Here is a 15,310-nt window from a genome sequence, read left to right on the forward strand (position 1 = left end):
CAACCTTATTCGGCCGGCTGAAGCGCCGGCTGCGGAACGGCGACAGGCGCGCGGCCGCCGAGCGTCGCGGCCATCTGCGCTTCGTCCAGCTCACCTTCCCACTTCGCGACGACGATCGTGGCGACCGCATTGCCGACGAAATTGGTGAGTGCACGGCATTCCGACATGAAGCGGTCGATGCCGAGGATCAGCGCCATGCCGGCGACCGGAACGGCCGGCACGACCGAGAGTGTTGCGGCCAGCGTGATGAAGCCGGCGCCGGTGATGCCGGCGGCACCCTTGGAGCTCAGCATGGCGACGAGCAGCAGCAGCACCTGGTCGCCGAGCGACAGCGGGATATCCATCGCCTGGGCGATGAAGAGCGCCGCCAGCGTCATGTAGATGTTGGTGCCGTCGAGGTTGAACGAGTAGCCGGTCGGGATGACGAGACCGACGACCGAGCGCTTGCAGCCAGCCTTTTCCATCTTGCTCATCAGCCCCGGCAGTGCAGCCTCCGACGAGGAGGTACCGAGCACCAGCAGCAGTTCTTCCTTGATGTAGCGGATGAGCGCGATGATCGAGAAACCGTTGTAGCGGGCGACGGCGCCGAGAACCAGGAACACGAAGAGGAAGGACGTGAGATAGAACGTGCCGATCAGCATCGCCAGGTTAGCGATCGAGCCGACGCCGTATTTGCCGATGGTAAACGCCATGGCGCCAAAGGCGCCGATCGGGGCGGCTTTCATCAGGATGCCGACGAGCTTGAAGACCGGCAGCGTCAGCGCGTGCAGGAAGTCGACGACCGGCTCGGCCTTCTTGCCGACCATCGCCAGCGCGAGACCGAAGAGAACGGAGACAAACAGCACCTGCAGGATGTCGCCTTCGGCAAAAGCACCGACCAGCGTCGTCGGGATGATGTTTGTCAGGAAGCCGGTGATCGTCTGCTCATGCGCCTTCTCGGCATAGGTCGTCACGGCCTTGACGTCGAGCGAGGCGGGATCGATGTGCATGCCGGAGCCGGGCTGGACGACATTGGCGACGATCAGGCCGATGACCAGCGCCAGCGTCGAGAAGGTCAGGAAGTAGATCATTGCCTTGCCGGCGACGCGACCGACCTTGGCGAGATCGGTCATGCCGGCAATGCCGGTCGCAACCGTCAGGAAGATGACCGGCGCGATGATCATCTTGACGAGGCGAATGAAGGCGTCGCCGAGCGGCTTCAGCTCGGTGCCGAGCGACGGATAGAAATGGCCGAGCAGAATGCCGGCCGCGATCGCCGCCAGGACCTGGACGTAGAGATGCCGATAGAAAGGTGTCTTGCCGCGCGGTTCCGCGGATTGGTCGATAATCATGAGATCCTCCACTGGACCCAGTCCGGCGTCATGCCGGGCCTCCCGGGTCAATTTCCGATGCGCGACAGCTCGGGCTGTCATGAGGATGCCATTTGCAACAGGCGTGCCAGTTCTCTGCGGTCAGAGCCAAACTATTGAATCGATGAGGACCTTTTGTGCATGCGGGTCGACGCGCACGAAGAGTTGAGCGGAATTCCGCACAAGACGCCTGGAAGCTTGAGCGAAAAGATGCACAATCGGGCGATGTTCAATGCCCCATCCGCCCCCCTGAACCTGGCAGATCTCGACCGGTCCATGCGCCGCATCTGGCTGGCGTTTGCCGGCCTCGCTTTGGCGCTCATCGTTGCCGGGCTTCTGTTCGCCGGCGAATATCGTCGCAGCCAGGCGCTCGAGACGGTCGATGCCCAAAGCCGGATCGACGCCAATCTGAAGGCTTCGCTGCTGCGCGCCGTGCTCGAGCGCCAACGCTCGACGCCGCTGGTGCTGGCCGACGATGTCGAGGTGAAGGCGGCACTTTCAACAGGTGACGGCCGGGCGCTGCAGCGACTGAACGAAAAGCTGCAAGCGCTCGCCTCCAATACGGACGCGGCCGTCATCTATGTGATCGGCACTGACGGCGTTGCAGTCGCCGCCAGTAACTGGCACGAGCCGACGAGCTTCGTCGGCAACGACTACGCCTTCCGCGAATATTTCCGCATGGCGATGCGCGACGGCAAGGCGGAGCACTTCGCCATGGGCACCGTCAGCAAGCGGCCGGGCCTTTACATCTCGCGTCGGGTGCAGGGCCCTGACGGCCCGATCGGCGTCGTCGTCGCCAAGCTCGAATTCGACGACGTCGAGACGGAGTGGCTTGCCTCCGGCAAACCCGTCTATGTCACCGACCGGCGCGGCATCGTGCTGATCACCAACTTTCCATCCTGGCGCTTCATGACGACCAGAACCATTCCGCGCGATCGCGTCGCCGCGATCCGCGACAGCCTGCAATTTGGTGACGCTTCCCTGCTGCCGCTGCCGTTTCGCGATATCGAGCCCACCAGTAACGGTTCCAGCGAGTTGCGCGCGCTGCTGCCGGGCGATAGGGAGCGATGGTTCCTGCGGGTCGAAACCATGGTCCCGACCACTAACTGGCGCCTCGAACAGCTCGCCCCGCTGGACGGCGCCCTGGCCGCAGCAACCCGGGAGGCCCGGCTGATCGCGTTGGCCGTGATCGTGCCGCTGCTGGCGCTTGTCGCCTTCCTCCTGCGTCGCCGCCAGGCGCTGACGCTGGCGGCAGCGAGGGAGCGTGCCGCCCGTGACGAACTGGAGCGCCGCGTGGCGGAGCGTACCCATGACTTGAGCCTTGCCCGCGATCATCTGGAAACGGAGATCGCCGACCACAGGCGCACCGGCGAGAAACTCCAGGCGGTTCAGCAGGAGCTGGTCCAGGCGAACCGGCTGGCGATCCTAGGCCAGGTGGCCGCCGGCGTCGCCCACGAGATCAACCAGCCGGTTGCCACCATCCGCGCCTATGCCGACAACGCCCGCACCTTCCTCGACCGCGGCCAGCAGGAAACGGCAGTGGAGAACCTCGCCAGCATCGCAGAACTCACTGAAAGGGTCGGCACCATCACCGACGAACTCCGCAGCTTCGCCCGCAAGGGCCGCTTCGTGGCCGAGCCGACACCGATGCGCGAGGTGGTCGAAGGCGCGCTGATGCTCCTTCGCAGTCGCTTTGCCGGCCGCATGGATGCGATCGTCGTCGACCTGCCGGAAAACGGCCTCAGCGTGTTCGGCAGTCGTATCCGTCTCGAACAGGTGCTGATCAACCTGCTGCAAAATGCCTTGGAAGCGCTGGGCGAGCGCGCCGATGCCGAAATCCGCGTGCGTTGCGAGGACGGCCCCTCCGGCACCGTTTCGCTTGTCGTTGCCGACAACGGCCCGGGTATCCCGCAGCATATCCGCGAAGATCTGTTCACGCCATTCAACACCTCCAAGGACGAAGGACTCGGCCTCGGTCTTGCCATCTCCAAGGAGATCGTCGCCGACTATGGCGGCGAGATATCAGTCGAAACCAGCGACAGGGGCACCGTCTTCACGGTCCGCCTGAAAAGGGCCTGAGCGATGCAGCCGTCCGTTTACCTCATCGACGACGATAACGATCTGCGCAAGGCGATGAAGCAGACACTGGAGCTTGCCGGCCTTGCCGTCACCTCGCTTGCAAGTGCCGCCGAAGCGCTGGAGACGCTCGACGCCAATTTCGACGGCATCGTCGTCAGCGATATCCGCATGCCGGGGATCGATGGCCTGGCGCTCTATCGCCGCATCGCCGCCTTCGATGCCGACCTGCCGGTGATCCTGGTGACCGGCCACGGCGATATCCCGATGGCGGTGCAGGCATTGCAGGATGGCGTCTATGACTTCATTCCCAAGCCCTTTGCCGCCGATCGGCTGGTGCAGAGCGTGCGGCGCGCAACCGAAAAGCGCCGGCTCGTCATGGAGAACCGCGCGTTGAAACGGGCGGCGGAGACGGCCGGCGACAGCCTGCCGCTGATCGGCCAGACACCGGTCATGGAGCGGCTGCGGCAGACGATCCGGCACATCGCCGACACGGATGTCGACGTGCTCGTCGCCGGCGAAACCGGCAGCGGCAAGGAAGTGGTTGCCACCCTACTCCACAATTGGAGCCGGCGCCGCAACGGCAACTTCGTCGCGCTGAACTGCGGCGCGCTGCCGGAAACGGTGATCGAAAGCGAACTCTTCGGCCACGAGCCGGGCGCCTTCACTGGCGCCTTGAAGAAGCGCGTCGGTCGCATCGAACACGCCAGCGGCGGCACGCTGTTCCTCGACGAGATCGAGGCGATGCCGCCAGCAACCCAGGTCAAGATGCTGCGTGTTCTTGAAGCCCGCGAGATCACGCCGCTCGGCACCAATCAGGTCCGTCCCGTCGATATCCGCGTCATCGCCGCCGCAAAAATCGATCTCGGTGACCCGGCGCAGCGCGGTGACTTTCGTGAAGATCTCTACTTTCGATTGAACGTCGTGACGTTGTCGATCCCGCCGCTGCGCGAACGCCGTGACGACATCCCGCTGCTCTTCTCGCACTTCCTGACCCGGGCAGTCGAGCGCTTCAAGCGTGACATGCCCGTCATCTCACCGACCGTGCAGCAGCACCTGATGACGCACAACTGGCCTGGCAATGTGCGCGAACTTTCGCATTTCGCCGAACGCGTCGCGCTCGGCGTCGAAGGCTCGTCAGGGCAGCCCGTTGCCTCGACCGAACAGTCCGGTTTCGCGCTGCCGGAGCGGCTCGAACGCTACGAGGCGGAGATCCTGAAGGAGGCGCTGCGAGCCCAGCGCGGCGACGTCAAGGCGACCATCGAAGCGCTCGGGATTCCGCGCAAGACCTTTTACGACAAGCTCCAGCGCCACGGCATCAACCGCGCCGACTATGCGGAGCGCGGCGCTCCGGAAAAACCTGGCCACTAGCGTCGAGTCCAAATCCGGAAATACACGTTTAACATGCATCTTGAGCAACGGGCGAATTCGCGCTTGACGACCCGTGCCGTTCGATGGCTATCTTCTAGGCATTCACCAGGGGGGTCCCGCAAGGGGCTGAGATTCTGCTGGATGGCCGGCTCGCCGGCTGTGGCGCAGTGACCCGTTGAACCTGATCCAGTTCATACTGGCGTAGGGACGGTGCAGATATCGAAGCCAGGATTCCGTGCGTTCAGCACCTGGCGGCGCGTCTTTCATCCTTCCGGCATCAGAACTGGGTCTCCAATCGCAAACTTGGAGCCTCGTCATGAATATTGCCACAAAGCCCGCAGCCCTCTCGGTCACCCAAGGTCCGCTTCCGGCATCCCGAAAAGTCCACAAGGCCGGCATCCTGCATCCGGAGATTCGCGTGCCGATGCGTGAGATCGCGCTGCACCCGACCTCGGGCGAACCGCCGGTCACGGTCTATGATTCCTCAGGCGCCTATACCGCCGACGATGCCGAAATCCGCATCGAGGAGGGGTTGCCGCGGCTGCGCCGCAACTGGATCGTCGCCCGCGGCGATGTGGAAACCTACGAGGGGCGCACCGTCCGGCCGGAGGACAACGGTTTTGCCAGCGGCGACCGGCTGACGCCGACCTTCCCGTTCCAGCACGCACCGCTGAAGGCAGTGGCCGGCAAGGCGGTAACCCAGCTTGCCTATGCCCGCGCCGGCATCATCACGCCGGAAATGGAGTTCGTGGCGATCCGCGAAAACCTCGGCCGCGATGCGGCGCGCGCGAAAGCTCGCGATGGCGAGAGCTTCGGAGCCCATATCCCCGATCATGTCACGCCGGAATTCGTGCGCCAGGAAATCGCCAGCGGCCGGGCGATCCTGCCCGCCAACATCAACCATCCGGAATCCGAGCCGATGATCATCGGCCGGAACTTCCTGGTGAAGATCAATGCCAATATCGGCAACTCCGCCGTCACCTCGTCGATGGCTGAAGAGGTCGAAAAGATGGTCTGGGCGACCCGCTGGGGCGCCGACACGGTCATGGACCTTTCGACCGGCCGCAACATCCACAACATCCGCGAATGGATCATCCGCAACTCGCCGGTTCCGATCGGCACCGTGCCACTCTACCAGGCGCTGGAAAAGGTCAACGGCATTGCCGAGGACCTCACATGGGAAGTCTATCGCGACACGCTGATCGAGCAGGCCGAACAGGGCGTCGACTATTTCACCATCCATGCCGGCGTGCGGCTGCATTACATCCCGCTCACCGTCGACCGCGTCACTGGGATCGTCTCGCGCGGTGGCTCGATCATGGCCAAGTGGTGTCTGCATCATCACAAGGAAAGCTTCCTCTACGAGCATTTCGAGGAGATCTGCGATATCTGCCGCGCCTATGACGTCTCCTTCTCGCTCGGTGATGGCTTGCGCCCCGGCTCGATCGCTGATGCCAACGACGCGGCGCAATTCGCCGAACTGGAGACGCTCGGCGAGCTCACGAAGATCGCCTGGGCCAAGGATTGTCAGGTGATGATCGAAGGCCCCGGTCACGTGCCGATGCACAAGATCAAGGAAAACATGGACAAGCAGCTCGCCGTCTGCGGCGAGGCGCCGTTCTACACGCTCGGACCGCTGACGACGGATATCGCTCCCGGCTACGACCACATCACCTCCGGCATCGGCGCCGCGATGATCGGCTGGTTCGGCACCGCCATGCTGTGCTACGTCACGCCGAAGGAGCATCTGGGCCTGCCGGACCGCAACGACGTCAAGGTGGGCGTCATCACCTACAAGATCGCCGCCCACGCCGCCGATCTCGCCAAGGGCCACCCCGCCGCGCAGGTGCGCGACGACGCGCTGTCACGCGCCCGCTTCGAGTTCCGCTGGGAAGACCAGTTCAACCTGTCGCTCGACCCGGAGACAGCCCGCAACTTCCACGACGAGACGCTGCCGAAGGAAGCGCACAAGGTGGCGCATTTCTGCTCCATGTGCGGCCCGAAGTTCTGCTCGATGCGGATCTCTCACGACATTCGTGCGGAAGCGCAGAAGGAAGGGCTGGAGGCGATGGCCGCCAAGTATCGCGAAGGCGGCGACCTCTATATGCCGGTCGGCGAAGTCGAAGCTGGGAGTTAAAGCGCAACACGTCGGAAGGGACGCCTCGCAGTCCCTTCCGACAGCAAGGCGGATGCTGGCCCCTGGGCGACTAGCTTGCCCCCTTATCGGTTGAACGATATGTAAGGCTCACGCAAAAGTCGTCGCCTTCGAACCCGTCATTCACGCCAAGCTGCCGTCTGCGGCGGTACTCTTGCAAGACGACGTAAAAAAACGCCGCTTACGAGGAGAATGACGTGAGGACACGCCTGCTGAGACTGACTGCCCTGTCAATAGGCGGCTTTGCGGCACTCGCTGGAGATATGCCGCGCCTCAACGACAGCGGGAGTCTTGCCGCAGGCTTTTCCTGGATTTCCGCCGCCCATGCGGACGACACCGATGGCGGCGGCGATGGGGGTGGCGGCGATTGGGGCACCGGTGACGGCAGCGGCGTAGGCGGCGTGCCCGGTGGTACCGGCGCAGGCGGCGGAGGTGCTGCCGTCATCGACAGCGATAGTCATAGCGAGCGCCACTCATCCTCGCGCGACTCACGGGATTACGGACCAAGCGGCAACGTATGGTACGGCGGCAGCAGTTTCCTCAACCTTTTCCGCCGCACACCGGAAAGGCGCTTCGAACGGAGCCAGCCTGAATCGTCTGCCCGGCAGAAGACCGTTCACACGAAATGAGAGCCTTGAAGGCAGGTCAACTTCGTCGCAACGGAGGGGACCTGCGCTACTTCTCGAAACCGGACTCCGGATGTCCGTGTAGGCACGAGTTCTGACGCGCGAGAACCAGCTCAACTGGGCTTTACATTCGAGAAATGTCTATCCCGATCATGACCTGCCGGAGTGTGGCGACGGAGCCATGGATACAGAGCATCGTCTTTCCCGCCGCGTATGTTCCTAACCGCCTTTCCAGCCGCTGCAAGCAATTCGCTCGACCACATCAAACAGCACATTGGCGCCGGCGACCAGATCATCCGGGTCGGTGTGCTCGCGCGGATTGTGGCTGATGCCATCGCGGCTCGGAACGAAGATCATCGCCGTCGGCGCGAGGCGCGCGATCATCTGGGCATCATGACCGGCGCCGGAGGTCATCCGCCGGCTTTTCAGCCCACGCGCCTTTGCCGAAGCCTCGATGACCGCGACGATGCCCTGGTCGAACGCGACCGGCTGGAAGCGCGCCAGGCGCTCGACCGAGATCTCGACACCCTCTTCCTCGGCGATGCGGACAAGGAAATCTGCAAGCACCGTCTCCAACGCCCTGAGCCGATCCTCGTCCGGATCGCGCAGATCGACGGTGAAGACCGCACGCGACGGGATGACGTTGATGGCGTCGGGCTCGAAACGCATGGTGCCGATGGTGGCCACGCTCGGCGCGTTCGAGCGGGCGATGTGCTCGCGCAGGAACAGGCCAACGCGGGCGGCGGCAAGACCGGCGTCGCAGCGCATCGCCATCGGCGTCGTGCCGGCATGGTTGGCGACGCCATCGATGGTGACGCGTTGCCAGGAAATGCCCTGCAGGTTTTCGACCGCACCGATCGCAAAACCTTCCCGCTCCAGCACCGGCCCCTGCTCGATATGGAGCTCGACATAGGCATGGGGCGTGAGAAACCCCGGCTCGGCAGTACCGGCGTAGCCGATCCGCGCGAGTTCCTCGCCCAGCACCGCGCCATCCGTGCCGACGGTCGCGAGCGCGGTATCGAGGGAGAGGCCGCCGCCATATACCAGCGAGCCGAGCATGTCGGGCGCAAAACGCACGCCCTCCTCATTCGTGAAAGCGGCAACGACGATCGGCCGGGCCGGCGTCACGCCCCGCTCCTTCAACGTCTCTATCACTTCAAGCGCGGCAATCACGCCGTAGCATCCGTCATAGATGCCGGCATTGATGACCGTGTCGATATGCGAGCCAAGCATGATCGGTTCTGCGTCAGCACTGCTCGCGTCGCGCCAGACGCCGAAGATGTTGCCGATCCGGTCGATCACGATGTCGAGCCCCGCAGCCTTTATCCAGGCGACGAGGCGGTCGCGGCCCGCCCTGTCGTTGTCGGACCCGGCCAGTCGCGTCAATTGCCCCTGAGGATCGCGGCCGATTTCGCCAAGCTCGCGGATGCGCCCGGTCAGGCGCGCGGCGTCGATGGAATGCAATGGCATCTTTGTCCTGCTTTCATGCGGTTTCTGATCAGGACCGGGTGTCGGCCGGCGCCAGTCGCTGCCGGACGATCTCGGCGTGGTAGCGCGCGCCGAAGATCAGGGCATCGTCGTTGAAGTCATAACGCGGATTGTGCAGCGGCGCCGACGCCTCACCGTTACCGATGAAGACGAAGCAGCCCGGCACATGCTCGAGAAAGCGCGCGAAATCTTCCGAACCGGTCATCGGCTCGGCGGCCGTTGCGACATTCTCGGGGCCGAACACAGATTCCGCCGCGGCAAAGGCGTGGCCGGTCAGCACCGGATCGTTGATGAGCGACACGAACTCGCGTGTGTAGTTGACCTCGACCTCGCAGCCATAGGCGTCCGCCGTGCCCTTGGCGATCACGCGCATCTCCGCCTCGATCTTCGCGCTGACCTCCGGCCGGAAGCTGCGGGCATCGCCGAGGATCCGAGCGTGGCCGGGCAAGGCATTGCGCGTGCCGTCTGTCAGCAGTTCCGTCACCGAAACGACGCCGATATCCGTCGGCGACAGGCGGCGCGAGACGATCGTCTGCAGATTGACGACGGTGGCGCAGGCGGCAACAAGCGTCTCGTTGCCCCAATGCGGCCGCGCCGCATGTCCGCCAACCCCGGTCAGCGCGATCTCGAAGTTGTCCTCCGCCGACATGATCGCGCCCACGCGGGTTTCGAAACGGCCGACCGGCAGCCCCGGCATGTTGTGCAGGCCATAGATCTCGTCGAAGGGGAAGCGCTCCATCAGGCCGTCGTTCAGCATCGCGAGCGCGCCCTTGCCCCACTCCTCCGCCGGCTGGAAGACGAAGCACACGCTTCCGTCGAATCCGCCGTCTTCGGCGAGCATCTTGGCAGCGCCCAGCAGCATCGCCGTGTGGCCGTCATGGCCGCAGGCGTGCATGGTGCCGGGCCGGGTCGAGCGATAGGAAAGCTCTCCCTGCTCCGGAATGCGGAGTGCGTCCATGTCGGCACGAAGCGCGATTGCGCGATTGCCGCTGCCGCGCTTCAGCCGGCCAACGACGCCGGTGCCACCGACGCCTTCCACCACCTCGTCGAGCCCGAACTCCCTAAGCTTCGCCGCGACGAAGGACGACGTGCGCTGCTCCTCGAAACCGAACTCCGGATGCGCGTGCAGGTCCTGGCGCCAGGTCGTCATTTCCTCGACAAGCTGATCAAAATCCAGTTCCGCCATGGGTCACCCTCTTTCGTTCGAGCTGTTCGCAACCGCCTCGGGCGGCAATCCGACCAGGGCAGCATAACGCTCGGGGTCTGTCGCCCCCTCGGTATTGATGACGAAGACGCGCGACTGGGCCGTCAATCCGAGCGCTTCGCGCAGTGCCGGATTCCGGGCCACCGCCAGCAGCCCGGCCAGACCGACGCCACCGCTTTCACCGGAAACGATCGCCGGGTCGGCGCCGGCGGGACGCGCCAGCCTGTTCATGACCGAAACGGCATCCTCTTCGGCGACGGTCATGAAGGCATCGGCCGCGCGCGACAGGATACGCCAGGCAACGAGTGACGGCTCGTAGCATTCGAGCATCGCCATGATCGTCGGTTCGCCATGCGCCACCTTCACCGGATGTCCGGCCTTGGCGCTTTCGTAAAGACAGGCAGCCCGCGCCGGATCGACGACGACGAAACGCGGACGCTTCGCGCCATAGCGCAGCGCCAGATGTCCCGCGGTGGCGGCGGCAATACCACCGACGCCCGCCTGCACGAAGACATGGGTCGGCGGCCGATCCATTTGCCGAAGTGCTTCGCTGAGGAGCGCCGTGTAACCCTGCATCACCAGACCAGGGATATATTCGTAGCCCGGCCAGGACGTGTCGGAGACCACGGTCCAGCCGTGCGCCTCGCAGACCCGCGCGGCCTCCTCGACGGAATCGTCGTAGGTCCCGGCCACCCGAACGATCTCGGCGCCATAGTGGGCGATCGCGTCTATGCGCTTCTCGCTGACACCGGAATGCACGAAGATCACCGACTTCGCCCCGACGAGTCTGGCGCCCATGGCGACGGAGCGGCCGTGATTGCCGTCCGTGGCGCAGCCGAAGGTCATGCCGGCGGCAATCGCCCGGACCTCAGGCTGTTCGAGATCGTCGAGATCGAGGCTACGCCCGAGGCGCCGTTCCGCCTCCTTGATCACCAGCCGGATCACCGCGTAGGAGCCGCCAAGCGCCTTGAAGCTTCCAAGACCCAGGCGATGGCCCTCATCCTTGACGAAGACACCGGCGACGCCGAGCTCACTCGCCAAGGCGGGCAAAGCATGAAGCGGCGTTGGCCGATGATCCGCGCGCCGGGCAAGCTGCTGCTCGACCTTTTCGGCGGCCGCGAGCGACAGCATATCCGCATCTTCAGGCGCAAGATGATGGCCGAAATCGGCATGGGCATTGGCGAGAAACATGGTGCAATCTCCGTAGACCTGCGAAAATCTATTTCATTGCGGACGAGAAATGCGCTCTAAATGGCCAAAGCGAATGCAAGTTTGTAAAGCTGGACCGGCCAGAGGGCCTGATGTCCCGCTCACGGCTCCGAACTCAGCAACCGACAGGCCCCGGATGGTCCCCTTGAAAAAGCCCCAGATCGAACTCGACCGCTTCGATCTTGCTATCCTCGCAATCCTGCAGAAGGACAATTCGACGCCCCAGCGCCAGATCGGCGAGGCGGTCAATCTGTCCGCTCCGGCCGTCCAGCGGCGTATCAAGCGCATGGAGGAAACCGGCGTCATCCGCGCCAATGTCGCGCTGGTCGATCCCGCGAGCGTCAACCAGGCGCTGACGATCCTGGTGGAGGTGGAGGTCGAGAGTGAGCAGATCGCCCTGCTCGACGCGGCAAAGGCGGCGTTCACCGGCGCGCCCGAGGTGCAACAATGCTACTATGTCACCGGCGACGTCGATTTCATGCTCGTCGTGATCGTGCCGACAATGGCCGATTATGAAGCCTTCACGCGGCGGATGTTCTTCGGCAATCCGAACATCAGGCGCTTTCGCACTTTCGTGACGATGGACCCGGTCAAGGTCAGCCTGTCCGTACCGATCGAAACGTCACGCTGAGCCACGCGGGTACTTCTACCCGAGCGCCTTTTTCGCCGCTCCCGCATCGGGCGGCTGCTCGGCGCCGCGCGATGCGGGACGGCGTCGACGGTTCCGAGCGACGAGGCGGGTACGTATCCGTCTCCGCCTTCGGGCTGGCGGAGACCAATCGTGTCTGCCGTCAGAGATTTTCTGGTCTTCCTCGTACACGCTCCGGGGAACGATGGCGCCCCTGAAGGCTGACCGAACTTGAGCGAGATCAATGTCTCGATACCCGATTGGCGGAGACTGACGGTTTGATGATCTCTTTCGAAAAGGAGAGCCTCATGTTGATCAGAGAAATGACGCGGCAGGAATGTCTCGACCTTGTCGCTGAGAACCACATCGCCCGCCTGGGCTGTGCCCGAGATGGCCAGCCCTATGTCGTTCCCATCCAGTATGCCTTGGCCGCCAACCGGCTCTACAGCTTTTCCATGCCGGGGCAGAAGATCGACTGGATGCGCGCCAACCCGCGTGTCTGCGTACAGATCGACACGGCAACGGACCGGCAGAATTGGCGAAGCGTCGTCATCCACGGGCGCTATCAGGAACTGCCGGACACGAAGCAATGGCATCGCGAGCGCATGAACGCCTGGTCGTTGCTCGAACAGCGCGTCAACTGGTGGGAACCGGGCGGGCTGAAGCTCGGGAAACAGCCCGTTGCCGGCACATCCCCGCATCTCTTCTTCGAAATCGAGATCGACGACGTAAGCGGACGAGCGGCCTCTACCGGCTGACCGCCGAAGGCGCGCAGGCAAATGGCTGCGCGCCGCGCCCCGGTCCCGCCAATTGATGCCATAAGCATCGGGATCAATGCGCCATGAGCACGGGGATCACGGCGTTTTCGAGCATCGAGCGAGTGACCCCGCCAAAGACCCGCTCGCGCATTCTGGAATGTCCGTAGGCACCCATGACGATCAGATCGGCCTCCACATCCGACGCAAACCGGTTGATCACGTCATCAACCCGATGTCCGCCGCTCGGCAGTCTCTCGACGGAGACGGAAACGCCGTGCCGGGCAAGGTAGCCGGCGATATCGGCGCCGGGTTCCTCGCCGTTCTTGCCATAGGCGGCGCGAGGATCGACCATCGTGACGTAAACGGTCTCGGCTCCGGTCAGCATGTCGAGCGCTTCACGTGCTGCGCGGGCGGCTTCCAGTCTGGAATTCCAGGCGAGTACCACGGTCTTCGGATCAAGCCGTGCGGGCTTGCCCTTGGGCATGATGAGGACCGGGCGAGCGGAGCTGAACAACGCCCCATCGACGGAGCGTGAACGCAACTCCGGATCCAGCGTCAGACCATCACCGACCAGCGTCAAGTCGGCGTAGCGGGCGCGCTCGCCGATCTCGTCGTCGGCCCAGGCGGCCTCGGTGTATTTCGTCTCGACGCTAAACGAGATGCCCTCCTTGGTCAGAACATCGGTTGCTCTTGCCACGCAGGACTCGAGCTTGTCGACATCGCGCTGCCGCTCGTTCAGCCAATCGACGGAGATGGCGGCGGCATAATCGCCGATCGGTGGAGATGCGGCGAGCTTGACGATCAACAGGGAGAGGTGGGCGTTTGCGGATGCACAAACTTGTGCTGCCGCACGCAGATGCTCTGCGGAATGATCGACGCCGACGACGGCGAGAATGGTCTTGTATGTCATCGCGTTTTCTCCTCGTGACCAGATCTTGGGTCTGGATCAGCGTAGTAGAACCCCGAGCGACGGCATTGATCCCCGTCAACAGAAATCGCGGACATGGGCGTATAATCCCAGGGGAGGCTCCATGTTGCAGCTTGGCAAAGTCTTTGCGCCACCATTGCCTGACTGCGAACGGGCGTGGGCGGCGGAGTGCGCGACGGCCGGAAATACAGCCATCAGGCGCTCCGGCGCGCGACGACCGGCACGTAATGCTCGAGTTCCGGCGCCGGGAAGTTGAGCGTCGCGTTGATCTCCGCCGAGCGGTAGAGGCCCATCAGCATCTCGACGACGGCGAGTCCGTCCTCGAAGGTTTCGAGCGGCTTCTCGCCTTTGCGAAAGCGCTCGACCATGTGGCGGTTCTCATCCGTATAGCCGTAGGCGCCGGCTTCGTCCTCAAGCACCGGCATCAGCCCCTGTTCGGCATTCTGCTTCTCGACGAGATCCTCGCCTTCGGAACCCTTGACCTCGCGCGACATGAAGATCTTGAGGCCGGTGCTTAGCGAATTGTATTCCAGCGCATATTCCGGCCCGAGCAGTTCCAGCTGGATGCGCAGCCCGGCGCCAACATAGGCCCAGGAGGTGGTGGCCTCGATCATCAGCTCGTTGCCATCCTGGTCTTCGAGCGTCACCGTGGCACGGGCGAAATCCTCCGACGGCCGGTTGCGGTAGTCCACCTCGCTGCCGAAGCGCCGGCGCAGCTGGTCGGCATAGTTCGGTCGCGTCCATTTGAGGTTGGCGACCGTGCCGTTCACCGCCTTGATCTTAAGCGAATTGCGCGGCGCGCCGGGCGCCGTCAGCAGGTAGCGCGCCACCTCGACGCTGTGGCACATCATGTCCGAGAGCACGCCGCCGCCCTGCTTGTCGCCCTGCCAGAACCAGGGCTCGTGCGGACCGGAATGTTCCTCGGCCGCCCGCGCCAGATAGGGCCGACCCGTGGTGGAGGCGGCACGCCGCCAGATAATCTCCTTGCCGCGCAGTACCGGCGTGCAGAACACCTGGTTTTCGAGGTAGCCATGGTTGAGGCCAGCATCCTCGGCGAGCGACAGCATCTCGCGCGCCTCGGCCACGGTGCGGGCGAGCGGCTTTTCGCAGGCAACGGCGAAGACCTTGCTGCGGCCCTCCTTGATTGCCTTGTGCAACAAACGCATCACGTCGAGGCGGGTGTAGTTGGGCGAAAGGATCCAGATCGCGTCGACGTCATTGGCCGTCAGCAGGGCCTCCAGGCTTTCATGGGTGCGGCAGGTTCCGAGATCGAGCGCGGCGACCTCCTCCGCAAACTTCTCCCGGTTTTCCGGCTTGCGGCTGAAGACGCCGGTCACCTCGACGTTGCGCACGCCGATCATCGACTTCAGATGGAAATGGGCGATGAAACCCGATCCGACGAAACCCACGCGCAGCGTCTGCTTCGGTAGCTGTATCATTCTCTTCTCCCGGGCTGTTTCAACGCAATTCCAGGAAATGTGTGAAACGGGCTTCCGTCCGGAATTGCGTCATTTCAAA

General features: G+C 63.8%; 12 protein-coding genes and 1 riboswitch. Of the genes, 5 read left to right on the forward strand and 7 right to left on the reverse strand.

Annotated features, from left to right (window positions below):
* Positions 1-5: 5 nt before the first annotated feature.
* Entirely contained in the window at positions 6-1,331 is a 1,326-nt protein-coding gene (locus QM996_RS27745; protein ID WP_334197084.1) for a dicarboxylate/amino acid:cation symporter, read from the reverse strand.
* Between the two features lie 228 nt (positions 1,332-1,559).
* Here QM996_RS27745 and QM996_RS27750 point away from each other — a divergent pair, with 228 nt between their 5' ends.
* The 3 genes from QM996_RS27750 to thiC all read left to right on the forward strand — a co-directional run bounded on the left by QM996_RS27750 (position 1,560) and on the right by thiC (position 6,933).
* Positions 1,560-3,428, forward strand: coding sequence for a sensor histidine kinase (locus QM996_RS27750; RefSeq protein ID WP_500270512.1), 1,869 nt, complete (start codon positions 1,560-1,562; stop codon positions 3,426-3,428).
* 3 nt (positions 3,429-3,431) lie between these two features.
* A complete protein-coding gene (locus tag QM996_RS27755; protein ID WP_334197085.1) occupies positions 3,432-4,796 on the forward strand; it encodes a sigma-54-dependent transcriptional regulator in 1,365 nt (454 codons plus the stop codon).
* 97 nt (positions 4,797-4,893) lie between these two features.
* A riboswitch (TPP riboswitch) is annotated at positions 4,894-5,022 on the forward strand.
* Between the two features lie 90 nt (positions 5,023-5,112).
* Complete coding sequence (gene thiC / locus QM996_RS27760) at positions 5,113-6,933, forward strand: phosphomethylpyrimidine synthase ThiC (protein ID WP_334197086.1); 1,821 nt, start codon at positions 5,113-5,115, stop codon at positions 6,931-6,933.
* A 248-nt stretch (positions 6,934-7,181) separates the two neighbouring features.
* Here the strand turns inward: thiC and QM996_RS27765 are convergent, their stop codons facing one another.
* The 4 genes from QM996_RS27765 to QM996_RS27780 all read right to left on the reverse strand — a co-directional run bounded on the left by QM996_RS27765 (position 7,182) and on the right by QM996_RS27780 (position 11,460).
* Positions 7,182-7,412, reverse strand: a complete 231-nt coding sequence (locus QM996_RS27765) for a hypothetical protein (protein WP_500270410.1) — start codon at positions 7,410-7,412, stop codon at positions 7,182-7,184.
* A gap of 384 nt (positions 7,413-7,796) precedes the next feature.
* Entirely contained in the window at positions 7,797-9,047 is a 1,251-nt protein-coding gene (locus tag QM996_RS27770; protein WP_334197088.1) for a Zn-dependent hydrolase, read from the reverse strand.
* Between the two features lie 28 nt (positions 9,048-9,075).
* Entirely contained in the window at positions 9,076-10,251 is a 1,176-nt protein-coding gene (locus QM996_RS27775) for a M20 aminoacylase family protein (RefSeq protein ID WP_334197089.1), read from the reverse strand.
* A 3-nt stretch (positions 10,252-10,254) separates the two neighbouring features.
* A complete protein-coding gene (locus QM996_RS27780; protein ID WP_334197090.1) occupies positions 10,255-11,460 on the reverse strand; it encodes a diaminopropionate ammonia-lyase in 1,206 nt (401 codons plus the stop codon).
* Between the two features lie 154 nt (positions 11,461-11,614).
* Between QM996_RS27780 and QM996_RS27785 the strand changes: the two genes are divergently transcribed.
* Entirely contained in the window at positions 11,615-12,109 is a 495-nt protein-coding gene (locus QM996_RS27785; RefSeq protein ID WP_334197091.1) for an Lrp/AsnC family transcriptional regulator, read from the forward strand.
* Between the two features lie 305 nt (positions 12,110-12,414).
* Positions 12,415-12,864 (forward strand): pyridoxamine 5'-phosphate oxidase family protein, encoded by a 450-nt coding sequence (locus QM996_RS27790; protein WP_334197092.1) that lies wholly within the window; start codon positions 12,415-12,417, stop codon positions 12,862-12,864.
* A gap of 73 nt (positions 12,865-12,937) precedes the next feature.
* Here the strand turns inward: QM996_RS27790 and QM996_RS27795 are convergent, their stop codons facing one another.
* Both QM996_RS27795 and QM996_RS27800 read right to left on the reverse strand, forming a co-directional pair.
* A complete protein-coding gene (locus tag QM996_RS27795; RefSeq protein ID WP_334197093.1) occupies positions 12,938-13,774 on the reverse strand; it encodes a universal stress protein in 837 nt (278 codons plus the stop codon).
* A gap of 212 nt (positions 13,775-13,986) precedes the next feature.
* Positions 13,987-15,231 carry a Gfo/Idh/MocA family protein gene (locus QM996_RS27800; RefSeq protein ID WP_334197094.1) on the reverse strand — a complete coding sequence of 415 codons (1,245 nt, stop codon included), beginning with the start codon at positions 15,229-15,231 and terminating at the stop codon, positions 13,987-13,989.
* Between the last annotated feature and the right edge of the window lie 79 nt (positions 15,232-15,310).

Origin of the sequence: Sinorhizobium chiapasense (genome assembly GCF_045277575.1) — a bacterium.
Lineage (GTDB): Bacteria > Pseudomonadota > Alphaproteobacteria > Rhizobiales > Rhizobiaceae > Ensifer > Ensifer chiapasense_A.